Source organism: Nakamurella multipartita DSM 44233 (assembly GCF_000024365.1).
In the GTDB taxonomy this organism is placed as follows: Bacteria; Actinomycetota; Actinomycetes; order Mycobacteriales; family Nakamurellaceae; genus Nakamurella; species Nakamurella multipartita.
The window spans coordinates 2945719-2967813 of sequence record NC_013235.1 but is presented as its reverse complement, the minus strand read 5'-3'; the positions used below and the strand labels follow the sequence as shown (position 1 = coordinate 2967813).

The following is a 22095-nucleotide window of genomic DNA, read 5'->3' as shown; positions in this document are numbered from 1 at the left end:
GCCGACAGAAGTGAAGACAGTCCGCCCGGGCCGGCTCGACATCGGCAGATCCGCGGCACCGGACGAGGCGACACGCCGAGGTTCGCTGATTTCTTGCCCTGTGCAATAGGATTCGGCTCGCGAACTCACCCCGACGGTCACAGGCTCCCTACCGCGGAGGCCCGCGAGCCGCACACCGGAGAGTAACTGGACCCGGCGGGTCCGGCTGACCGACTCGCGATGCGGTGCTTGGCGGGGCCGATAGGATCACGGCTCGGCGCCAACCCGACGGTCACAGGCTCCCTCCCCGGGACGGCGCCGAGCCGACACCGGCCGGAGGCCGCGACCGATGGAGAAAGGCCGTGTCGCGCGCCATCGTGAAGGAACCATCTGACCCTTTGTGTAGGTAAGCCGTGAAACTGGCCCCGCATGACCCAGCACGCGCTTGCTTTACCAACTTGACGGTCGGCAGTATTGACGCGCGAAAGTCGAGTTCCGAACGCCTCCAGACACCCTGGGCGCAGCTTGCCGTTTCCAGACCTCGACTTGAAACCTAGCCGCAATTCATTTCCGGATCGGTTAGTGGATGATCGGAGGAGTCAAAGAAGGTGACATTTCGGGACCGCGGAAGCCTGCCCCGAATCATTGTTGCCCTGGCCCGAAGGACATCCGGCCTATTTGTTTGGTCTGGGATGTCCCCGACCCAAACTCCGATTGCGACGGGTCGGTCCGGGTGACATTCAATTAACTCCCGGATATGCAGATCGACGTCATCAAGGGCTTGACCAAGCACCGTGAGCGGAGCACGAGATGCAGCCAAGCTGCGGGCACAAAATGACAAGTACGGAGATGCGCCGATACGAGCGACTTTGTCTGGCGACGAGCCCTCGCTGATGAACAGCGGAACGTGATCAGGGTCGGCCGTTGCCAACCGGATCATGTCGAGAAGTGCTACTCCTGGATTCGTCGTTAGCTTGCTTTCAGCGTTCGAGCTTAGGGACCGCCAAAGGTGCAACGCACCATGTAGAAAAAAGATCTTCGGCTGCGTCGAATCTTGACGCCAGCTTTCAGCGCGTTCAACATCGAAAGCATCTCCTCCGGGAAAGAGGTCGGCCATTCCGGCCGAGACGACGACCCAGTAGGTGATTAGGTCGTAGTTGGTGGTGAATACAACCGAGTATCGCGGGAGATGCATCTTTACGTCGTCCAGGACGTTCCTGGGTAACCCGACGGTGTGGCACATCCCGGGCATGGGCAGCAAACCTGCGCAAAGGTCGCTAGGCTCAGGGTGCACCTGTTGAACGGCCTGTCGAAGACCTCCCCGGATTTCGTCGGCCAGCTGCCCGAGTTTGCTATGCAGCCTTAGGTTGTTCGGTTCAACGACCAACGAAATCTGTTGGGCTACCGTAAGGTTCGCGAGAACGGCTTCGAAGTTGCATCCCCTTCCGAAGAGCTCCCTCGCCTGGCCAGTGAGTTCGGACTCAGCGAGAAGGCTGGAGTAGGCAAATCTCGACCAGATGTTCGTCGAGAAGCCGTTGCCGAGAAGCAGTGCTCCATCGTCGCTGTCTCCGTCATGGAACAGTCCTTGGATGTCGGTCCATTGAGCGATCCTTACATCAGGCACGGGGTTGTCGGGACGCACTTCCTGAGCCTGATTCTCAAACCCAGGATCTGCGAGGCGACACGCCGGACAGCAAATGATCTCCTCGCCTGCGTCGTGAGCAGTCAGCAGGTGATGAGCTCGGCCATGACATGGGCAGAAGGGTGGCCTCCGAGCATGAAGCGCAGGTCGCGTTCATTGACGAAGTGCCACGTCTGCGGCGGGTGAAATCGAGAGCGAGCGCGAAGCTGCCCGAGCGTTACTGGATCGCTTAGAGGTCGGACATCGTTGAGGTGCAGTGCAACCGCGATCGTTGAGTTGCAGTAGTAGCGATCAAACTCGGCGCGGCTCACTTGCGCAGCGGAACCCACGGTCCGCCAGAGTCGTGATGGAGCAGATACCTCGACCGCTGCGATTCGGCAGGTCGCAACGAGCGCACCTGAGGGCATGGTCGCGTAGATCACAGCGGGTTGTCCTGGGTCGATCGCGGGTTTCGTCCGACGGAGCTCGACGGTCTTCGTGCCGTCGAGGATTCTCTCGACATGACGTGGGTGAACCGAGATCAGCATGATCCGACCGAGCTCAGGGCTAGTCACGCACGTGCCTCCGTGATGATCTGATCGAAGGTGTCGGGGTCGATCTTTACCGGGAAAGCTAGGCGTAGCCGCCGACCACGCTGTCGTTCGAGTGGCTCGAGCGGAACCTCATGAGCGAACATCTCGGTGTTGATAAACCGAAGAGCACGTAGCTGACCACTAGTCGCCGCTGCGGCCTGCACTTCCGACCAGGTCCAGACACCGAGCCGCCGGAAGCGCCGAAATAGCTCGGAAGGGGTTCCATCAATAACCTCGATCAGCTCGCTGCACGCGATGGCATGGCCCGCACTTGGTCCCGACACCCACCATATAATTCGTGCCGGTTCCGTTTCGCCTGAGCGTCCCCCGCGGTAGTACACGTGCTCAACGCTCATCCCAAGCTCTGGAATCTGTCCGAATAGGTCGGGCGGGCTGTTGAACAATTGCGCTGACCAGTGGGGCTTGATAGGAACAAGCCAAGTTTCAAGTGGCGCGTCGACGATCCGCAGCGGCCGGAGCAGGCGCTCCAAGTTTGAACACACTTCTGCGGCTGTGTTTGATGTCAGGCGTTGAGCTGAATCGAGAAGAGTTCCAAACGCAGCCTCTTCTTGTGATCCGAGCATCGAGATTGTCGGCGTGAGCGATGGAATCAGCTCTTGGATACTGCTTCGAGCATTTACGCTGAGTCCTACGTACGTCTCGTTGATTTGGTGAAATCCGTCGGCTATAAGCGCGTCGGCGAAGAGCGGATTGATATGTCGATCACGCACCCGTACTACTGAAGCATCCGCCTCTGTTGCGATGACCCTCATCATTGCCACAAGTTGGGCAGCCATAGTCTGCGCGATTGGAAACTGATGCATTCTCATCAGGCTGACATTCACGACAGCGCTATCAACGGTGTATCCAAGTATCGCAACGGCAGCACCAGCGGGCTCGAAGAATAGAATCCTGTGAGCGCCAGTCTGCGGGCCGGATGCAAGCTGGCGGTGCCGGGTGGCAAATTCTGGGGCTTTCTCGCCATGGGAGGTATCTAGGAACATTCGGATAGTATCAGAGTCGGCGGTCCCGGCCTCCCGGCTTGTGTACCCGGTGCCGAGCAAGGCAACCGGAGTATAGCCTGGGGCAGATTCCAATTCGTCGAGCAGGCCCCCGAGTTCGGAGGGAGTCACCATAGCGACGTCGTGAAGTTCGCGTGCTGATCTACCCCACCGCCGGATAGACGCCTCGTCCCATGTGAGGAAGACATGGACGCCTGTACGAGCTGTGTAGGCGATGTGACGTAGATCGCTGCGATCTTGATCGCTTCGCGGTGCGGTCCCAGCGTCTGCAACCAGCTCTTGGAAGGTCTCATCGATCAAGTCGGTGGCAGCGTTAATTCCCGGGTGCGCGGACTGCAGTTTTTGCAGATTGAACCGGACGCGATCGTCGGCGCAGCGGTTGAGATCGTTGCCGAGTTCGGGTGTGACCAACAGTTGGATTCGGTCATCGTTGGCAGCGAGGACGGTGCGCGTATGTTTCGAGCGGCCGTCCTCGCCCGGTCCGTGAAGGTCGATAAATACGTTTGTGTCGAGAACGACCGCAATGGTCGAGTCGGATACCCCTGACCAGGTGAGAAGGTCGGGGTGACCATGGTCGCGCCACCAGACAGTCAACCAGGCACCATCATTGCCTCGACCCGGTATGTCACCGCGCGCGACGAAACCCAGACGCGGCCACAAGGTTGCAGCGGGTAAGTCCCGGCGGCACTTAAGTCGAATCCCACGCATCTCTGAGTGTTTACTAGAAATGAACTCGATCAGTCGGCGAGCCGTTCCGCCGCCGCGAACTCCCGGTGATACGACCATCTGGGCAAGCGAGATCTCTGGTCGCGTGGCTCCAACGCGGAAAGCGGCAAAGCCGAGCAAGGTCGGGCTCGAAACGGTACCTCGGATAGCTGCGATCAAACCATCCCGGCACGCGTAGTCCCTCCATGCTTCCATAGGCAACATTCCCACAGACTTCTTGTGCGACTCGCCCAGTTCGAACACAGCGTTGAAGAGATCCTGATCCGGCTGCACCTGCACGACTCGAGGCGCATCCTGTTCCGCCCATACCGTCATGGATGTTGTTATATCCGATGACAGTCGGTGATGCAGATCGACAGGCCGACGAACGGGGCGAGTAGCTCACGACGGCTTGCACGTTTTGGTGGAGAGTCCCCGGTTGACGGCGCCTTGTGCTGGCGGACGAAACAGTGTCGGATGGACTTCGCACAGAATATCGCCCACAGGGACGTAGTAAGAAACCAGCGTGCAGCTCACACATGCTAGTGATCGAAGGCTGGGAGCGCTGCGCAGCGCTGGACGGCATCAGCTCTTCGCTAGAATGGCCCTTGCCAGTCGAAGCAGGTGAGTTTGCTGCGTCTTCAGCACGGCTGAAGCAGTGAATGCCGCGTCGGGGCAAGGAATTAAGCTTGTGTCCATGCGGTCTGGATAGAATCCACCGATTTGTGGCCATTCGATTGCCGCGCTGCGGGGAATTCTGAGCTGTCACGTCTCTCCATCTATCGGTTTCTGCAAGTTGGTCGGCGGAGCGCGTGGATCACGACTCGCCGATGTGTCAGGGCCGGTCCCAACTGGGTATTGTGGCTGCCGCCAGCGCGTCGTCCAGGGCGGTGCGCAGCATGCTCTCCGATGGAGCCCATTCCCGCCCGATGACGTCGTTGGCGGCGAGCATCCACCGAGCCGCGGCGAACGCGGCCCCGGCGATCGCCAGCGCGCCGGCGCCTGGACCGGGCGCGGACACCAGAAACGCCCGGATCTGCGTCTGTGGGTCCGGGCCATCCCCTGGCCCGATCGGCGGCGCTACCGACGCGTCGGGAATGGTGGCCGCCGCGACGACACCCCAGGCGGCGGCCGGTGGCGGCTCGGCGAACACGCGGCCGATGCGGGGCGGGGCCATCAGAATCCGAGTGACGTGCGGCAACGGCACCGCCGAATCGCCGATCCGCACCGGGCCCACCTGAACGGTCAGCAGGCGAACCGCGGGTCGGCCGTCGATCTGCAGGGGACCCCAATCGATCGCCTCGGCCGTCTCGGTCAACGCCCTCCCGATCGCGGCCAGCACGCCGGCCAGGGTGTGGGTGGTGGAACCGGGCGATTCCTGCAGGGAACGCAGAACACCGGACTGCGCGGCCAAACGGTGCTCGATCGTCAGCAGGGGGTCCCGCAGGCCGAGCAGCCACGCCCAGAGCGCATCGGCGTCAGGATCCGCGCGGGTCACCACGCCACTCCGAACCGGCAAGAAAAACGCCGCGGGCACCGGCAGCCGGATGTATCGGCTCGCGCAGCCTTCCGTCTGGTCACCCGCACCGCCTTGTTCACCCGCCCGTCCGTCACTTGAACGTTGATCTTCGCACCGGCTCACGCCGATCGCCCAGACCCGGCGACCTCCCCGACGGTCACGAACGCGGACCCGCACCCGGCGACGTCCGCCGGGTGACCGGTTCCCGCGCGGCCGGCATAGACCCGGTATGACAGACATCCGTTCGACGCCGGTCGGGATCATCGACTCCCCCGGCCTCGTCTCGGTCCTGACCGCGGCCGGGATCCCCGTGGTCACCGGCAGCGACTTCCGCGATTCCGTCCGGGCGATCCGGGAACGGTCCAAGCAGGCGCGGTCAGCGGACGAGGTCCCGGTGATCATCGCCCGCTGGCGTCGGCAGCACGTCGGCATGGGCGCGTGGCTCAACTCGATCTCCGGACACACCCCTCCGGGTAAGCGCACCGTCGTCCTAATCGACCCGGACGACCAGCCGCCGACCATCACCGGCGCCGAGATCCTGCCCCTGCCGGCGAACCTGTCGGCGCTGGTGACGGCCGCCGGCTTCGACGACCACCCGACCTACTCCGACAAGACCTTGCACAGCGACGGGTCCGTCCACGAGAACGCCGCCGACTTCCAGATCCCGGATCTGGACGACGATCCGGAATGGACGCAGCCGCCATGGCCGGAGCCCGAGTTCGACGACTCCCCGTCCGATCCGACGTCACCTGCGGCCCGCGGGCCGGCCGCAGGCGCATCGATCCCGGCCTGGGCGATCGATGCCGACCCGCCGCCGGCCGGGCGGCCGTCGGCAGCGCCGGTCCCCGCCTGGGCCGAGATGCCGGTCGGCAGCGACGAATCCGCCCCACCGACCCCTGTCAGCCAGTCCGACCTGGTCACCCGCAGCGGGCCGGCCATCCTGGACCCGGAACCCGACCCGTTACCGGTCCTGGCCGCGGCGCCGGCCCGGCCTGCCACCGTCACGGCGCCGCCGGTCACCGGCGACGACCTGCTGGACCTGATGGCCGGCCCCCGCGCCGCGGCGACGCCCGGCAGCGACCGCACCCGACGTCGCGGACAGCTCGGCCACCTGGTGATCAGCTGGGCAGCCCGGGGCGGAGCCGCCAAGACCTCCATCGCGCTGGCCCTGGCCCAGCGGGCCGGGCAACGCTGCCCCGACCTGCAGGTCACCGTGGTGGACGCCAACCGGGGCCAGTCCGACATCACCAAGTACCTGCGGCTGGCCCGACCCACCATTCCCGGCATCTTCGACGCCGCCGTCACCGGCGACCCCGCCCGCGCCGTCCTGACGATGCAGGCGGCCAACGACCTGCGGCCGGGACGGTGGTTCGACGAGCTGCACTTCCACCTGATCCCGGGCCCCCGCAGCACCGACGAGGCCGACCCCACCGTCGTCACGTCCGACGTGTACGCGCAGGTCATCGAACAGGCCCAACTGAACTCGGACCTGGTCATCGTTGACACCCAGATCGTCGAGGCGCACGACACGTCCGGGCTGATCGACAATCTCGCCGTCCCGCTGCTGGCCACACCCGGTGTGTGGGGCATCGCCAACACCGACTCCTCCAGCGTCGGCGTCAGCAACCTGGCCGACCGGCTGAGCATGATGGCCGCCGCCGGCGTCGGCCGCGAGCACATGCTGATGGTCATCAACAAGAGCGTCGTCGACTTCTCCGAAGACGACGTGCGGCAACGGTTCTCCCCCTATGTGTGCGACCTGGAACGCATCGGCAACGACGACACCGTCGTCGAGATGATGAACAACGGGCGGATCCCCTCCGACCACGCCGTCTACGCCGCCGCCCTGGACCGGATCCTGCACCGCATCACCGGCCGACCCGAATTCCGGCCCGCCCCCCGCCCGCGGCGCAGCATCCTGAGCTGGCGCCGCCGGGGCCACCGCTGATGGGCGGCCGCGACCGGGCCGGATCCCGGCACAGCTGGCTGGACACCCTGACCCGATCCCTGTCCCGGATCATCGCCGGGCAGCACGCCGCGACACTGCTCGCCACCGACCTCCCCGCCGACGGCGCGGTGGTCGACCTGCCCGACTGGCTGTGGTCGGTCCCGGCCATCGACACCGGCCGCAAGGCCGCCGGCGACGGAGGCGCGCTGCTGCTGCCCATCCAGGTCGAACACAGCCCCGGACCGCTGCTCGTCATCCCCCGCGGCGCCGCCGTCGACGTCCTCTGGCGCGCGCTCGGTCTCGGCATTGACCGGGCCGGCAGCCTGATCGTGCACTGCGAACACACCCCGCTCGACCACGACGGACGGTTGACCACGGGCAGCGGGACCACCGACGGCGGCGACGCGGACGGTCGCGGCTTCGACCCCGACGTCACCTGCCTGACCGCCCGACCCACCGGTCGCAGCCGCATCCGGGCGAGGTTGTCCGCGCTGGTCCGCGACGGCCAGCACGCCCGCTGGGAGGTGCTGCGCGACCTGGAACCCTACGTGCGCTCAGCGGTGCGCACCGCCCACTCCAACCTCACCCTCGAGCTGACCGACGGTGCCGCCCGGCTCGACGACACCGAACTGCAAACGGTGACCGACCGGCTGATCCTCGGCCACGACGGCGCCCCCGACTCCCCCGTCCTCCGCCTGCTCAACCGGCTCATCACCCCCGGGCAGGTCACCAACGTCGACCTGCTGCACCACATCCGCCGCACCCTGCGCCGGGACGCCGCCGACACCTTGCTGCAGCACATCGGCGACCCCCGCGTCGGGGCGACGGTGCGCCGGTTCGCCCGGCAGACCGGCATCACCGACCCCGACCGGTTGCTCGTCGAGTTCCGCCGCGCCTACCCGCAGTCCAAACTCGGCCCTGACCGCCTGCTGCGTTCCCTGTCCACTCCGCTCCGCGTGGCCGACGCGTCCGGCGGCGCCGGCCGGTCCGACCAACGCGACCACGGCAGCGCCGACATCTGCGGCAACCCGATCGGCGCGTGGGGCGAACGATGACCACCCCACCGTTCGTGCCGTTGCGGTCCCTTCGCCAGGGCCAGCGGGCCGCGCTGCGGTTGCGTGCCGAATGGCTCGAGGCCCTGCACGAGGGACTCGTCACCCCCGTCGACCTGTTCCGGCACGCCGCCACCATCGACGGGCGTCCGCTGCTCGCCCTGACCCTGCGGCAGATCCTGACCCACGCCGGCGGCCTGTCCGGCAAGACCATCCACACCAGATTGACCCGGCTGCGTGCCAGATGCGGCGCCGACCGCATCTCTATGAGGCAACTGACCGTCGGATGGCTGCTCGACAGCCGTTGCCGCGGACGCCGGCTCGCCTGCTGGTTCTCGCTGCAACCGAGCATCCAACGCGAACCGCCGTGGACCGGGTTCCCGTTCACGCCGCAGACCAGGGGGATGTAGACAGGATGGACTGGGCCGACCTGACCGCGGTGATGGCCGCGCACGGCCACCGGTACACGCTGCTGCGGAACCGGTTCACCCAGCAGCGCCCCGACCTCGTCGACACGATCGCGGCCAAGGGACTGCGGCTGCACGGCGGCCGGCTACCCGCCTCCTGGACCCGGGAGGACCTGCGCACCGAGGCCTGGATGTCGCTGGTCAAACTGCTGGACGCGCTGCGCCTGCACGGCACCGACCTGATCACCGGGTGGGGGCGGACCGCACTGTCCGCCGACGATCTCGCCGGGCTGCTTACCGACCGGCCGGCGCCGCAGCTTGACCCGCGGCGTCTCGGACCAGCCAATGTGCCCAAGTACCTGGTGCAGTGGTCGGCGCCGGTCACCCGGCAGGCGTTGGAGGATGCCGTCGCCGACGTCACCGCGCACCGCCGAGCCCTCAAGCTGTATAAGGCGATCAGCGAACTGTCCGAACTGCGGGGCTTGGACCCGTCCCCGGCGCAGGCCGCTGCCTGGGCCAACGACCGCCGCGCGGAAACCTACGGGGTCGCGGAGGCCACCCGGCGCCCCGACCAGCTCGCGATCGCCCGCGCCGCCGACGTCGACCCCGCCCGCGGCGCCTGGCGGGACAAGGTGGCCCGGCGGATCCGCGACGAGGTCACCAGCACCCACCCGGACGCCGCCCGCGACGGCCGCGTGCTCGTCGCGTTCAACCGGGACATGGTCAGCCGGCACGGCCTTTTCACCTGCGCCCAGGAGAGCCTGCTCGCCCGGCCCACCGACCTGATCGCCGAACCGGACGGGCGGTCGGCCCGCGAGGACGAATCGGCTGCGATCCGCCGGCGGGTCGAATGCTGGCGGCACCGCCACTCCACCTACAGCGACCTGGACGCCGCCACCGGCTACACCGTCGACCGGGTCGTCGACATCGGCGTCCGCAAGCTCCGCGCCACCAGCGGATACCTGTCGGCCGCCGACTACCTGTCCGGTGACCCGCTGCTCGTCGACCCCGACAACCCCGCCACCGCCATGCTGTTCGGGACCGGCGAAATGCTGCCCGGCATCCACATCGCCCTGCTCCGCGAGGAGATCCTCGCCCAGGTCGCCGCCCGGCATCCCAACCAAGTTCTGCGCCTGGCCTGGGAATGGTTGGACTGTTCGGTGCACGGCCTAACCGTCCAGCAGGACCGTCGCACCGCCCGCCAACTCGGCTTCACCAGCCGCTCGGAGCTGGTCTCCGCCATCCACGACGTGCGCACCATCGCCCGGGACGTCGCCACCCGGCTGCTGCTCGACGAGGGCGACGCCGGCGCCGCCTCCTGACGGCGTCTGCCCTGACCACCCGGGCGCTTCGAGGAGGGGATTTCCCGGACAGTCGGATGCCTCAGCATCCCCTCAGATCGGGCCCTTGAGCGCCCGTCTCAAGTCTGCAAGGCCATTCATTGCCGGCGGCGGATGGTTGAACGAAACGGCGGTGAGGTCGCCGTGCGCGGTGGTCGGGTGGCGTTAGGCGTCCGACGGGCTCACAATCGGCGCACAGCGGGAAATGACGGGGCAGGTCCCGCTATGCAAGCAGCTCAACACTGCGCAGTCCAGGGGGGACGAATGAAGATTCGTGTTGCCGTCGTCGTGTTTGCCGGATCGGCTCTGCTTCTGGGAGGTTGCAGCCAGCCCACGCCGGTGGCGACACCCGTGTCGACTTCAGCACCCAAGACGTCGACAGTCGCATCGTCCACGGCCCGGACAACAACCGCGCGGACCACGACGTCCTCCACAAAGGACGTCTTGGCTGATCTCTGTGAGCGGCACTGTGCCGAGCTGACCGAGATCAGCAAGCTACCCGCGTGCAGCGACGGTCAATCGTGCGTTCAGCAAGTCGGTCGCGCGAAGGAAGCGATCACCGAGCTGCGTCAGGACATGATTGACAATGACATCGACCGTGCCCGCTTCATCGATCTGGACGACGACCTGACCAAGATCACGGGATCGATCGACGAGTACAACACGTTTGCCTGTGTCGATGAGGTGAAGGGTTCGCAGGACATGTTCATCTGTGCCATCGACGCGCTGACGATCAAGACGCAGGCTGGGTTGGTGGTTTACGCGCTAGGGGGAGACCCCATGAGCTGAGTCGGATTGGTGCCTGCCGCGTGCGGCTCTTCGCCCGAAACGCGCACGGGAGTCGATCGGCGGCGGCGTCCCGAACGGGATGGATCACTCGGACAGGCCCAGGCCACTACGTCCCACTCTTGATCAGGGCGGCCTGGTGCGCACGCCACCAGGGTTGTCCGTGCTTTGCGCAATCCCGGCACCGGCGATGAGCCAGTCGGCCGGGTCTTGCTCCGCCCGTTGCAGGCATCACTGCAACCTGCGCGCTTACTGTGACACGGGCTCCGCCGGTAGAGAAGTCGCCTCACGGAGAGCGGGGATTACCAGGCAGGCAGACCCTGTGCGACCCGCACCACCCATTCCGGCGTCGGCTGCTTCAGGCGGCGGTCGGTGACCAGCTTCAGCTTGGCCGCCTCCACCTGCACCTCGGACGGAACCGCGCCGGACCGGTCTCGGTCGACCTCGCTCTGCTGCGTCATTCCGTGGTCTCCTGTCCGCTCCGACCTCCAGTATCACCCGGGTCGACGGGGTCGTGTTCGGCCGCGCCGAGCGCCAGCGGTCGCAGCTCGTCGGCGGCCAGCGAGTCCAGGATCCGCAATTCTTCCGCTCCGGCCAGCTTCGACTCGCCCAGCACACCGAGCACCCGGAACGCGAGCTTCTGCCGATCCGCCTCCCCGGCGAAGGTCAGGTCGATGGCCCACTGCGCCCGCTTCCACCACTGATCGCGCCGATCCGCCCGGCTGCGTTGCAGCACCGTCAGCGTGCCGACAACCAACGCCACCAACGCCACCAACCCGGTGGCCACCGGCCCCAGCTGCGACAACCAGTCCATCACCGCCGCCCGTCGGCGATCGTCATCGTCATCCGCGGCCTCCCTCGAGCATTCCCGATCACTTCGTGTGCGGCGATCTGCGTCGTCCCGCATCTCTCGGCGAAGTCGTCGCCGTCAGCCGGCCGCCAGGCCTTGCCGGATATGAGGAACACCGCCTTCGGCGGTGGAGCCACTGCGTGGCGGGTTCCGGGGCGGGCGCGACGGGGCGTCGTCGTGCGTGGCGGTTCCTCGTGCGCCTGCGGTGCCGGCCCTTCGGGGTGGTGTGGCGGTTCGGCTGTGCACCTTGCCGTGTCGGCCCGGCGGGCCGATCGCCGCATCGCCCGCGCGGCTGCCATCCGATGTTCCCGATATCGGCCAGCAGCCGGTGCGGACCCCAACTCTGTGCCGACCCGTTCCGGCTCCACTCCGGCGACGGCGACGCTCGGCTATCTGCCCATCGGGGCGGACGGCAAGCTGCGGCCGTCGGCGACGTGACATGGCGGTCCGCGCATCTCGGGGCTGGCGCAGCCGGATCACCGATGGTCGGCCCTGGTCGCGGTCATCCGCCGCCACGGCAACCTGCTGGGCCTGTTCATCCTGGTCGGCTTTGCCGCTGCTGCCGGGCCCTGGGATGCACCATGTCGGAGCCTTGGGCGCGCCGCAGGCTGGGCGGGCGCATGCGCACCGTCACCGGCGAAGCCGCCCACCGACCGGATGCGCCGCTGCGCCACGCGCCTCGACCCCGACCCGGCTGATCGACCAACCCCGACGGTTCACCGGAGAGTTGGGAGGGCGGTGGGCCCCGGGGCGGGCGAGGGGCACCTGCACCGGGCAATTCGGACGTGAGATCCGATGCTTCCCAGGGGTATTCGTGGACTCGGTTGGCCCGGTCCACCGTAGCCTGCCGACACACGCCGGCTTTGCGACTGATCCCGCGCATGAGCAGGCAGCAGGTCCTCCGGCGGCTGACCCGGGCAGGCACCTCGATGCCTAACCCGGGCAACACCGACACCCGGATGCGCGGGTTCGCCTCCGCCCTGGGTCGGTTCCCGGTCACCCTGCTGACCACCTCCGACGGTAACGCGGTGACTCATCACTTGTTGACCCCGGCCCGGCAGGACTTCCCGAACGCGGCGTTGTCCCTGGCGCACGCGGTGGGCGCCCAGATCGACGTGGTGGACGATCCGCCGTACCTGTCGGGCACCCGGGTGGTCGGCTTCCTGCGCGCCGACGTGCACGCTCCCGCGGTGCATGCGACGACCCGCGGCGGAGACGCGGCCGAGACCGCGCGGCGCGTCGAAACGGCGCTGCGGCACCGGACCGACGACACCACCTGGGTAGCCGCCACCCTGCGCCGACCCCGTCGACGTGAGCGGCGACGCACCGACCGCTGGTACACCCACCGCCTTGGCTCCGCTGCGCCGGTGCACCACTACCGGGACCCGAACGCGGTCGCGGTCACCGTCACCGCCGGCGGCGACAGCGCCGAGCAGGTCCGCGGTGTCCTGTCCCAGGTGGCGGCGGCGCTGCCCGGTTTCGACATCGCCACCCGGACCCGGATCCTGCGGCCGACGCTCACGCTGACTGCCAGCGTGCTGCTGTCATGCGCGGCGGTCGCCGCCGTCGCCGCGCTCGGGTCGATCCGCGCGGCCATGCTGCTCGCCGCAGCTCTCGTCGTGCTGCTGGGCTGCCTGGTGACGGGTCGGATCCCCGGCACCGGCCACCGCACTGTCCGGGCGGCCCGCCGGTGTCGGTTCGACGCTCCCCCGCTGCGCCGAACCGTCCCAGCCCGGCCCAGCCGGGGACACCCGGCCACCGAGAACCGGAACGAGAAGGCCGCGACGCCGGGCGACTACCCGCTGCACCTTCGGGTTTTCCTGATGGGCCCAGGTCTGTTGGCCGGCCTGGTCGCGCCGCATTCGGGGGCCGCCGCCGGGCAGGTGTCGACCCGGCAGCGGACCGCGCCGGCCGCGCTGCTCGACCCGGGTGTGGGGCCGTGGATCGGTCACCCGGATGGCCTGGACGACCCGCAGGAGTGCGACCGGGTGCGTCTGTCCGCGGCCGACATGTGGCGCGGTGTCGCCGCCTTCGGCGAGCCCGGCTCGGGCAAGTCCGCGCTGCTCGCCGCCCTGTACGGCTGGCACTGCCTCGAGCGCGTCACACCGTCCGGTCGGCCCGGCTTTCCCGGCCGGCGCAACGGACTGATCGCCTTCGAGAACAAGGGCGCCGGCACCACCGCGTACCTGCGGTACGCCCACGCCGCCGGCGACCAGCCGCTGCTGGTGGAGGCGGGCGACCCGGCCACCTACGGCATCGACGTGTTCCACGTCCCCACCCGGGACGGCCGACCACTGTCGGTCGCCGAGCGCGCCCGGGTCTTCACCAACATGCTCGTGTACGCCTTCGCCGACGGAGAGATCCAGGGCCGCGCCTACGAATCTCTGTCCGCGACGATCACCGCTGCGCTGACCGTGACCGGCGACATCGCCGCCGACGCGGGACTCCCCGTTGCGCACTCGCCGGTGTTCTACGCCCATGTGTTGTGCGGCGGACGGGGTGACACCGCCGCCGTCGACCTGGCCCGGGCCATCACCTCGGCCGCCGTCACCGCCGAGAAGGCGGGGCGCCCCGCGGCCGCCGACCTGACCGAGGCCGACACCCGATTGGCGTTCCTGTTCACCGGCCGGGTCACCGAGGCCCGCCGTCGTGACGCCACCGAGTCCGCCCGCCGCCGGCTGGGTGAGCTGCTCGCCGCCGAGGCCTGGTGGACCCCGAACCGGCCGAAGGTCACCTGGGAACAGGTCGTTTCCGGCCATCATTCGGTCCTGATCAACACCGGATCCACCACTTCCGGCATCACCTTGGACAGCCGGGTGACCGGGTACCTGTCGGCGATCCTGATGTTCGCGCTGCGCGACACGGTCGAGCGGATCTGCGTCGGCTGGCGCGACCAGGGCCGGGCTACCACGATCTTCGCCGACGAGCTGAAGCTGCTGTCCGCCGACTCCGCCGACATCATCGCCTGGCTGCACGACCAGGGGCGCGACTACGGGGTCCGCAAGCTTTTCGCCACCCAACGCGACGACCAACTCCCGCCGGCGCTGCTCACCTCCGTGCTGGACTACGGCACCGTCCTGTGGTTCTCGCAGAACAACCCGGACACCGCCGCCCGCGCCGCCAAGGATCTGGCCGCCGGCTCCGGCGAGGGCTCCTGGACTCCCGACGAGATCATCAACCTGGACCAGTACCACGCGATCGTCCGGGCGACCGTCGACGCCCGCCGGCAACCGGCCGTTCCCGTCCGCCTGGAGTTCTTCGGCGATCGGCCCGACATGCTCGCCGACCTCCAGGGCTACCGAACCGAACTCCAGCCAGACGCGGTCGACGCGCCGCTGGTCCCCGCAACGCGAGGACGTCGGTGACCCGCCGCACCGACCTGCCGGTCGCCACACCGATGCGCGGCGTCACCGACCTGCCGCCACCCATCCCGTTCGACACGCTGCGGTCCCGCTGTCCCGCGGCCGGTTTCACCGCCGCTCACCGCGCTGACCCGTACTACCACGGCCTCTGGATGGGCGGCGCCCAAACCTCCTGGCTGACCCGCGGCGCGATGTGGCGGATGGAACGCGACGGCATCGGCGTCCGGCCCAATGCGGAAACCGGCTACAGACCGACCCTCGCCCGCCAAGAGCTGTGGACCAACCGACGCGACGCCCGGCTGGCCGCCGCTGGCGCCGTCCACCTGTGGCGCACCCTGACCGCCCAGCAACTCGCCGCGGTCACCGGGAACCGGGCCACCGCCCGTGAGGACTTCATGGCCCCGGCCTTCCACGCCGGGCTGGTCGAACGCGGCACCTTCATGCACGAACTCGCCGGCCCCCAGCCCGCCCGGCACAACCGGCTCTACCGGCCCGGCACCGTCGAGGCGTTCGACAAGTTCGCCGACGAACTGGACTACCACGAACGGATCGGCGTCACCGCCGGCCAACCCTGGACCGGCGGCGGCCAGTACGACCGGCACAACGTGCTGGCCACCGAACTCGCCCTGCGCGTCGCCGAATACTGCGACGTCGGCACCGTCCTGGGCGAACTGCTGGGCCGCCTGGACCTGCTGTCAACCGACACCCGACGCACCGAACACAGCACCGCCGACGCGGTCTTGGTTCGCCCCGACGGGCACCGGATCGCGATCGAGCTGACCGCCAGCTACGGCGAGAACACCGGCCGCAAGATCGACAAGTGGGCCCGAATCCTGTCCGAAGTGGACACCCGCCGCGTCGGCCTGTCCGTCGTCTTCGTCGAAGCGGTCAACCCGGACCGGCCCCGCAAGAAGGTCACTGCCGCCTACCGAGCGCTGCGGTCCGCGGTCGGTCGCGCCGCCCTGGGCACGCCGGACGCGGTCCGCCGCGGAGTGCCGCAGCGGATGGCCGTCGCCCGCTGGCAGGAATGGTTCCCCGCCGCCCGATCCTGCTCGACCGCGTTCCTGACGTTGGCGGCATCGCGACCCACCGGCCCGCACACCCAAAGGTGGCAGCTGGTGAACCTGCTCGACCCATTCGACCTGGAATTCGCCCCTGCCGACCCCGACGCCGGACAGTCGCTGATCCGCAACAGCCGCCACCTGCTCGGCGTACCCGCCTGGATGCGCGAGAACCCGCCACCAGGCTTCTACAGTTCCGCGCTGCTGGCCCACGGCGGGGTGGCCGATCCTATCGACCCGGCCCCGCGGGAGACGGTGCGCGCCGCGCGACGAGATTGCCGATCCGCCGCCGGTCAACTGGCTGAGTGACCGGACATAGACGCCCGAACTCCGCCGCGCAGGATCCCGGCATGACACCCGCGGTAGTCATCCGAGATCGGCCCGACCGAGTCCAATCCGGCACCTGGCCGATTGCCGCTGCTTGGCCGGCCGATGGTTGAGCGATGGACAGGAGATCAAGGCATCCTCTCCGGACTCAGTGCTCGGACAGCCCGTCGCTTGGACCGCTTGCGTTCCTCACAACGGCAATCGAGACAGGGAACGCGACCGCGCGAAGTACCGTCGGAGAGGCCGTCATTCCTGGCGGCAAACCGCCCGGCAGATCAGGTATGCTCTATTCCGAAGGGAGGGCACATGGCCGCAAGACAGTCGATGGTGACCCTCATGCGCGAAGCTCGTGGTTGGACGCAGACGCAGCTCGCCGCGAACGCGGTCATGAGCCAGGCCGTCATCTCCAAGGTGGAGACCGGAGCCTTGGAACTCGATCCAGAGCGCCTGGCTCGCCTCGCCCACGCCCTCGACTGCCCTCCCGATTTTCTTGAGCGAAGCGCCGACCTGCCGTCGATCGAGATCACCTGCCTGCACCGCCGGCGGGCCAGCACGATGACTGTGAACACGATGAAGCGCATTGAGGCCGTTACCCACCTCTCACGAATCAGCGTAGAGGGGCTCCTCTCCGGCATCGAACTCGCACCCGCAAGGACGTTCGAGCGTATCGAGATAATGGATGACCGCGGACCGGCCGCGATCGCGGGCGAACTTCGAAGACGCTGGAGCACGCCAAACGGCCCGATCAGAAACCTGATCGGCCTCGTGGAATCTGCGGGAGTCGTCATTGTCTTCCGATCGTTCGGCACAACCGGGCAGGACGCAGTGAGCACATGGCCGGAGGATCCGGGCCGCCCACCTATGATGCTCATTAATACTGATCTGCCCTCCGACCGCCTCCGCTTCACGGTGGCGCACGAGTTCGGCCATCTGGTCATGCACAGACTGCCAACTGACAATCAGGAGGCTGAAGCGAATTCGTTTGCCGGCGAGTTCCTGGCTCCGGCGGACGAGATCCGTCACGAACTGGAGGGCCTCAGGACCAGCGACTTCCGTCGGCTGATGGCCCTCAAGATCGAATGGGGAATGTCAATGGCCGCGCTCATCCGGCGCGCGCACGATCTGGAGACGATCACTGACCGGCAGTACCGCGAGTTTCAGGTTCGGCTTGGGAAGCTCGGGTGGCGCACCAGCGAGCCAGGCGACGTTGCACGTGAGAGCCCTTCAATCGTCAACAAGATCATTGCGCTGCAGCGGCGTGAGCACGAATACTCGGATGACGAACTCGCCCGTCTCGCAGGGATGACTGAACCCGCGTTCCAGCGGTACTTCCTCGCAGACCCGGGTAGTTCCGGCCAGCCCCCGCTCAGATTGGACCTCCATGAGTAACCGGATACTCCGTCGTCCCATCCCCCCGTCCCTGCGCCCGGTCCCAGGGATAGGCGAATCCTTCTTCGCGCATGCGCCATCTACCCGCGTCCGGACAATCGCGCAGCTGTGTGCGGCCGAGTCTGTCGGCGCGGTGTACACCATGCCCGGTGGCAAGTCCGGGGAGGCGCAACTGGAGAGGGTCCTGGCCACTCATCGCGAGATCGCTGGCGGCGCCGCCACTGCCCTCGCCGACGCGAACCGATACTCCGGTGCCAACCGGCTGCCCGCCAGCGCGCCGTTGAGTCTGCAATGGTTGCAGCGCCAGTGGGACGCCGGTGCCAGCTGGGCCGTCACCGACAGCGGATACCTGGACCGAGGCGCCGACGAGGACCTCGCGTCGCTGTTTGCGAACGCAGACGATCTCGCCCGCAAGGCCACGGGTCGGTTCTTCCTCGCCGTCCCCGCGGACAATCACTGGGTCACCACCAGGGCACCGGACCTGCGCACCGTCGTAGAGCGTCATGGTATCCCAGTCATCTACCTTTTCGGGTCCACAGGTGACCCGCTGGCCTCGAAGAAGGCGGTCGAGGGCTTGCTCTATCTGCTCGACTCCGCCGTGCCATCGGCCCTCATGCGCACAGATCAGGCTGCTATCGGAGCGCTCACAGGAAACGCCGTCTTCGGCGCGATGGGCACGAGCACCAGCCTTCGTCACATCTACCCGCCACGAAATGGAGGCGGTTTCGGCACCTCGCCGTTTCCATCGGCTTTCCTACCCCAGGGGATCAGTTTCCATCGCACGGACACGCTCGGCAGGGCAATCGCACTCAGCCCGGACGAACTTCACTGGATCTGCTTCTGTGAACGATGCGGCGGCTTGCGCCTGGACTCAGTTATCGATGCCACCCATGCCTTCACTCACAGCCTGCTGTCACTGACAGACCTCGTCCGGCATGTCCTGGGCGGCGATCGCAATTGCAGCCGGTCGTCGTGGGGTGCGTTATGCAGAAACGCACAATTCACTCACATCGATATCGAGTCGACAACCGGTATTAAATGGAGCTACCCGAGTTTCCTTGGTGCATGGGGTGCGGTAACGCGCTGAGTGCTGGAAGCGAATCGGTCCGCATCGCCCAGTCGAACAGCTGCTCCTCATAGAATCGCTGCCAAACTATGGACATCTCAGTACCCTTGCGGACGCCTGGGTCACCTCCGACCAGGATCACCACCTCGTCCTCGACCGAAACGACAGCGGTCCCCTGAAGGTCGAAGTCCGCCAGCGTCAACGGAGGAATCGCCGAACGTCCTGGAGTCAACGCGACCGTCCGTCCCATCGACCTCAATCCGGCAAGCTCTGCCCGAGACTCCCGCAGTGGCGCAACCCCAATGAAGCCGACGACCGACAGCGCCGGCGGGCAGGACATCGACCAAGCTGGGTCGGCGAGCACGTCGCGAACCTGCACTGGGTTCAAGAGGCACTCGAACGCCTGATTGGAACGGATCGCCAGCGACTCCCACCGCCATTCAACCACCGGAAAGCCCAACGCTCCGGCGAATCGCGTCAGCGGGAGGGCGGCACCGACGCCGATCACACCTGAGACGACCCTGCGTGAAGCCTCCAGGAGATCCACCGAACGCCACCTGCGCGCAGACTTCGAGGTCAGCGGTGCCATCGCGAGCCGGTGGATCGCCGTCATGAACTCACCTTCGAGGATCGCGCAGACGCAACCGCGAAGGTTTGGCGCGGCGACATCATCTGAAGGGCCGTCAAGTCCGCTCGAGCTCGCAGGTATACAGCCCGATCTGAGTCGAGGTTCAGGACCGCGATCATTGGAGCAGGCAGAACAAGCTGACCGACCGACGACACCTTCGCCCGGAAGCCCTGTCCATCCCCGACTGCAGAAATCAGGATCGTCTCGCGGGCACGGGTGTCCTCGGACAATGCCACTTGTACCGGCGGCACCAGACCGACCAAGCGCATAAGCGCACGTGGTACGCCGACGATCCTGCGCACGCTCACTCGCCTCGGACCGGTCACCAGCAGCATGCCAGGATCCTCTCATGTGTCTTAATTTTAAGACTAGGCGGGTCTGGCAGCAATGCCGCGCATGAGCTGGGCATGAGCCATCAAGTCCGCGTCCCGGCCGGCGTAACCACCGGCGGCCAGTTCACGTCACCGGGCCAGGCGCCAGCGATGATCACTCTCGAGCGGGCCGCGGTTGTCGGTCTTTCCGCCGAGGACCACCGGCAGAGGGCCAACGAATCAGCCCAGTCGGCCGCCCAGTCGTTCGAGCGGTGCGACACGGACGGGTTCCTGTCGCAGTGGGCGAGCGGGTTGACCGCGGACCTGCACCGCACGAAGGCCCGGATCGTCGACGCCGGCGGAACGTCGTCGTTCCCGGCGCTGTTCGACACGGACGGGAATCTGGTGGCGGCCAAGCTCGTGGACACCCGGTACGGGCGGTCGTGGATGCTGCTGGGCGACGACGATCCGAACGGGCGGGCGGCGGGATGGTTCAATCCGTCGAAGCATTCGGATCCGGAGCGGCGTCGGGCCAACAATGCCGCGAAGGGCTTCCTCATCGGCAAGGTCGCTGCTCCGGCTGACGCGAGGCTGACCAGTCCGCCCGGCGCGCGGGGGCTGGGCGGCGCGACGTCGGTGAGCGTGTCGGTGTACCGGACCGACCGCGGCTTCAGCCGCGACGTCACGGTGCTGGACAATGGGATCGACCAGCATCCGGCGATGGTCCTGGACAGCGTGCTTGGTTCCCGGGTGGCCGTGACGGCTGGCCGTGACGGTCTTGCCCGGTTGGAGCAGTACCTCACGGATGCACAGGCCGCGGGCGACCGGCTTCGAGTTCGGTCCCTGCAGGGGCAGATCGGCCGTGTCCGGGTCGAGCATGAGCGCGCCCGGGACGATCTGGCGCAACGGGAGTCGCGGCTGAAGGACCTGTTGCTTGACGACATCGCTGATCCTGGCCGGCGCACGGCCGCTTGGGAGCAGGTTGTGGCGCAGCACCCGATCACCCAGCAGACCGCCGCCGATTCGCTGGCCTGGGTCGCCCGGGTGGACGCGTCCCGCGGCCGCCAGCGTGCGGTGGGCAACTCCACCGGCACCCGCACCAGCGGAGGATCGTCGTGACGGATCAGCAGCATCGGCAGCCCAAGGGGATTCGGGTCGGGGGCCAGTACGCCGCCCAGGAGCGCAGCCCATCGCAGGTCGTACTGGACGACCTCGGATTCACCGACGACGACCAGCTCGACGCCGATTGGGAGTCCGCCAACCGAGAAAGCAGATCCACCGCCGACGGACCGGGCTTGAGCGAGCGCGGCCCGGGTGTCGACGAACCGGGGTTGCGCGAGACCCGGCAATGGGCCACGGCCGCGGTCGGTGTCGGCACCGACACACCGTGGGGGACGGCGGAGGAGATCGCGGTCGTGGCACCCGGGATCAGCCGGGTCGGCACCGCCGAGCACGGTGGCTGGCGACTCAGTCCCGAACGGAACGCGGCCGTGCCCGACGACCTTCGGGAGGAGTCCGGCTGGTACGAGCTGGACTGCGCGTGGGCGAAGGCGGCGATCGCATTCCCGGACGAGCCCGGTGTCATCGGCATCAACGAGCGCATGCGCGGCATCGACGACCGCGCCGACGCGGACGGCATCACCCACGTCGAACGGGTGGTGCGCGACCACTACCCGCACGAGTACGAACGATTCACCGGCCGCCGCGTGCTGCCCGGCCAGTCCACCGTCCGGGATCGCGAGTTCACCGACCGGGAGAAGCTCGAGCATCGGATGAACTACCGGGCGGTCACCGACGACGACCGACAACTCGCCCGGCACATGTACGAGCAGATGGGCCCGGTCGTCGCGGGCAACATGGACGCGAAAGCCCGTAAGGTGATGACCATCCCACACGGCATGCTGCTGCAGGGTTGCCGATCCGGTGACCACCGGGTGGACGTCGCCGTCCGGCATCTGGGCCTCGGTCTGCGGGAAGTCGTCGTGTTCGACAGCCGGGGCACCGTGCTCGGCTCGGCCGCCACCCGAGGCCAGGGCGAATTGCAGAAGGCGATGCTCGCCATCGGCGACGGCCGGGTCGACGAACTGCGGACGCTCGACCGGCGGCTGCGTTGAACCATGGTTGGCGAC

19 protein-coding genes are annotated in these 22095 nt (G+C 67.5%); 11 read left to right on the top strand and 8 right to left on the bottom strand.

From position 1 onward, the window contains the following. Positions 1-532 precede the first annotated feature (532 nt). From NAMU_RS28385 to NAMU_RS13370, 4 genes are all read right to left on the bottom strand, one after another. A complete protein-coding gene (locus NAMU_RS28385; protein WP_015747932.1) occupies positions 533-1621 on the bottom strand; it encodes a DUF4917 family protein in 1089 nt (362 codons plus the stop codon). Between the two features lie 83 nt (positions 1622-1704). Next, the gene (locus NAMU_RS28380; RefSeq protein ID WP_015747931.1) at positions 1705-2175 is read right to left on the bottom strand and encodes an ASCH domain-containing protein; all 471 of its coding nucleotides are present in this window, start codon (positions 2173-2175) and stop codon (positions 1705-1707) included. Next, entirely contained in the window at positions 2172-4220 is a 2049-nt protein-coding gene (locus tag NAMU_RS29315) for a GNAT family N-acetyltransferase (protein WP_169312497.1), read from the bottom strand. The genes NAMU_RS28380 and NAMU_RS29315 overlap by 4 nt, the downstream gene beginning before the upstream one ends. 535 nt (positions 4221-4755) lie before the next feature. Then, positions 4756-5562: a hypothetical protein gene (locus NAMU_RS13370; protein ID WP_138180180.1), complete on the bottom strand. Its 807-nt coding sequence runs from the start codon at positions 5560-5562 to the stop codon at positions 4756-4758. Positions 5563-5668: 106 nt separating this feature from the next. Between NAMU_RS13370 and NAMU_RS29965 the strand changes: the two genes are divergently transcribed. From NAMU_RS29965 to NAMU_RS13345, 5 genes are all read left to right on the top strand, one after another. After that, positions 5669-7387 carry a hypothetical protein gene (locus tag NAMU_RS29965; RefSeq protein ID WP_015747928.1) on the top strand — a complete coding sequence of 573 codons (1719 nt, stop codon included), beginning with the start codon at positions 5669-5671 and terminating at the stop codon, positions 7385-7387. Then, entirely contained in the window at positions 7387-8442 is a 1056-nt protein-coding gene (locus NAMU_RS13360; RefSeq protein WP_015747927.1) for a hypothetical protein, read from the top strand. Before NAMU_RS29965 ends, NAMU_RS13360 begins: the two co-directional genes overlap by 1 nt. After that, positions 8439-8849, top strand: coding sequence for a hypothetical protein (locus NAMU_RS13355; protein WP_015747926.1), 411 nt, complete (start codon positions 8439-8441; stop codon positions 8847-8849). Before NAMU_RS13360 ends, NAMU_RS13355 begins: the two co-directional genes overlap by 4 nt. Before the next feature lie 5 nt (positions 8850-8854). Then, a complete protein-coding gene (locus NAMU_RS13350; protein ID WP_015747925.1) occupies positions 8855-10168 on the top strand; it encodes a hypothetical protein in 1314 nt (437 codons plus the stop codon). Positions 10169-10450: 282 nt separating this feature from the next. Next, a complete protein-coding gene (locus NAMU_RS13345) occupies positions 10451-10975 on the top strand; it encodes a hypothetical protein (protein WP_138180178.1) in 525 nt (174 codons plus the stop codon). Positions 10976-11274: 299 nt separating this feature from the next. Here the strand turns inward: NAMU_RS13345 and NAMU_RS29960 are convergent, their stop codons facing one another. Both NAMU_RS29960 and NAMU_RS13340 read right to left on the bottom strand, forming a co-directional pair. Further along, the gene (locus NAMU_RS29960; protein WP_015747923.1) at positions 11275-11433 is read right to left on the bottom strand and encodes a hypothetical protein; all 159 of its coding nucleotides are present in this window, start codon (positions 11431-11433) and stop codon (positions 11275-11277) included. Next, on the bottom strand, positions 11430-11786 hold the full coding sequence (locus NAMU_RS13340; RefSeq protein WP_015747922.1) for a hypothetical protein: 357 nt from the start codon (positions 11784-11786) through the stop codon (positions 11430-11432). Before NAMU_RS13340 ends, NAMU_RS29960 begins: the two co-directional genes overlap by 4 nt. A gap of 917 nt (positions 11787-12703) precedes the next feature. Here NAMU_RS13340 and NAMU_RS13335 point away from each other — a divergent pair. From NAMU_RS13335 to NAMU_RS29310, 4 genes are all read left to right on the top strand, one after another. Then, complete coding sequence (locus tag NAMU_RS13335) at positions 12704-15187, top strand: type IV secretory system conjugative DNA transfer family protein (protein ID WP_052307938.1); 2484 nt, start codon at positions 12704-12706, stop codon at positions 15185-15187. Continuing rightward, positions 15184-16554: a hypothetical protein gene (locus NAMU_RS13330; protein WP_015747920.1), complete on the top strand. Its 1371-nt coding sequence runs from the start codon at positions 15184-15186 to the stop codon at positions 16552-16554. The genes NAMU_RS13335 and NAMU_RS13330 overlap by 4 nt, the downstream gene beginning before the upstream one ends. Before the next feature lie 324 nt (positions 16555-16878). Further along, a complete protein-coding gene (locus NAMU_RS13325) occupies positions 16879-17961 on the top strand; it encodes a helix-turn-helix domain-containing protein (protein ID WP_015747919.1) in 1083 nt (360 codons plus the stop codon). 142 nt (positions 17962-18103) lie between these two features. Next, entirely contained in the window at positions 18104-19048 is a 945-nt protein-coding gene (locus NAMU_RS29310; RefSeq protein WP_138180176.1) for a hypothetical protein, read from the top strand. On the opposite strand, the gene NAMU_RS13320 is transcribed toward NAMU_RS29310, so the two are convergent. After that, the gene (locus tag NAMU_RS13320; protein ID WP_041368894.1) at positions 18996-19640 is read right to left on the bottom strand and encodes a hypothetical protein; all 645 of its coding nucleotides are present in this window, start codon (positions 19638-19640) and stop codon (positions 18996-18998) included. The two genes, NAMU_RS29310 and NAMU_RS13320, sit on opposite strands and share 53 nt — an antisense overlap. Further along, a complete protein-coding gene (locus NAMU_RS29305) occupies positions 19637-19990 on the bottom strand; it encodes a hypothetical protein (RefSeq protein ID WP_138180174.1) in 354 nt (117 codons plus the stop codon). The genes NAMU_RS13320 and NAMU_RS29305 overlap by 4 nt, the downstream gene beginning before the upstream one ends. A gap of 288 nt (positions 19991-20278) precedes the next feature. Between NAMU_RS29305 and NAMU_RS27425 the strand changes: the two genes are divergently transcribed. Beyond that, the gene (locus NAMU_RS27425) at positions 20279-21085 is read left to right on the top strand and encodes a hypothetical protein (protein WP_138180172.1); all 807 of its coding nucleotides are present in this window, start codon (positions 20279-20281) and stop codon (positions 21083-21085) included. Continuing rightward, on the top strand, positions 21082-22080 hold the full coding sequence (locus NAMU_RS13310) for a DUF7007 domain-containing protein (protein WP_015747915.1): 999 nt from the start codon (positions 21082-21084) through the stop codon (positions 22078-22080). The genes NAMU_RS27425 and NAMU_RS13310 overlap by 4 nt, the downstream gene beginning before the upstream one ends. Positions 22081-22095 lie beyond the last annotated feature (15 nt).

Excerpts from the sequence above, each read along its gene's own strand:
- NAMU_RS29965 (WP_015747928.1), top strand. The coding sequence starts at position 5,669 with ATGACAGACATCCGTTCGACGCCGGTCGGGATCATCGACTCCCCCGGC.
- NAMU_RS13360 (WP_015747927.1), top strand. The coding sequence starts at position 7,387 with ATGGGCGGCCGCGACCGGGCCGGATCCCGGCACAGCTGGCTGGACACC.
- NAMU_RS13355 (WP_015747926.1), top strand. The coding sequence starts at position 8,439 with ATGACCACCCCACCGTTCGTGCCGTTGCGGTCCCTTCGCCAGGGCCAG.
- NAMU_RS13350 (WP_015747925.1), top strand. The coding sequence starts at position 8,855 with ATGGACTGGGCCGACCTGACCGCGGTGATGGCCGCGCACGGCCACCGG.
- NAMU_RS13345 (WP_138180178.1), top strand. The coding sequence starts at position 10,451 with ATGAAGATTCGTGTTGCCGTCGTCGTGTTTGCCGGATCGGCTCTGCTT.
- NAMU_RS29960 (WP_015747923.1), bottom strand. The coding sequence starts at position 11,433 with ATGACGCAGCAGAGCGAGGTCGACCGAGACCGGTCCGGCGCGGTTCCG.
- NAMU_RS13340 (WP_015747922.1), bottom strand. The coding sequence starts at position 11,786 with ATGGACTGGTTGTCGCAGCTGGGGCCGGTGGCCACCGGGTTGGTGGCG.
- NAMU_RS13335 (WP_052307938.1), top strand. The coding sequence starts at position 12,704 with ATGAGCAGGCAGCAGGTCCTCCGGCGGCTGACCCGGGCAGGCACCTCG.
- NAMU_RS13325 (WP_015747919.1), top strand. The coding sequence starts at position 16,879 with ATGGCCGCAAGACAGTCGATGGTGACCCTCATGCGCGAAGCTCGTGGT.
- NAMU_RS29310 (WP_138180176.1), top strand. The coding sequence starts at position 18,104 with ATGCCCGGTGGCAAGTCCGGGGAGGCGCAACTGGAGAGGGTCCTGGCC.
- NAMU_RS13320 (WP_041368894.1), bottom strand. The coding sequence starts at position 19,640 with ATGACGGCGATCCACCGGCTCGCGATGGCACCGCTGACCTCGAAGTCT.
- NAMU_RS29305 (WP_138180174.1), bottom strand. The coding sequence starts at position 19,990 with ATGCTGCTGGTGACCGGTCCGAGGCGAGTGAGCGTGCGCAGGATCGTC.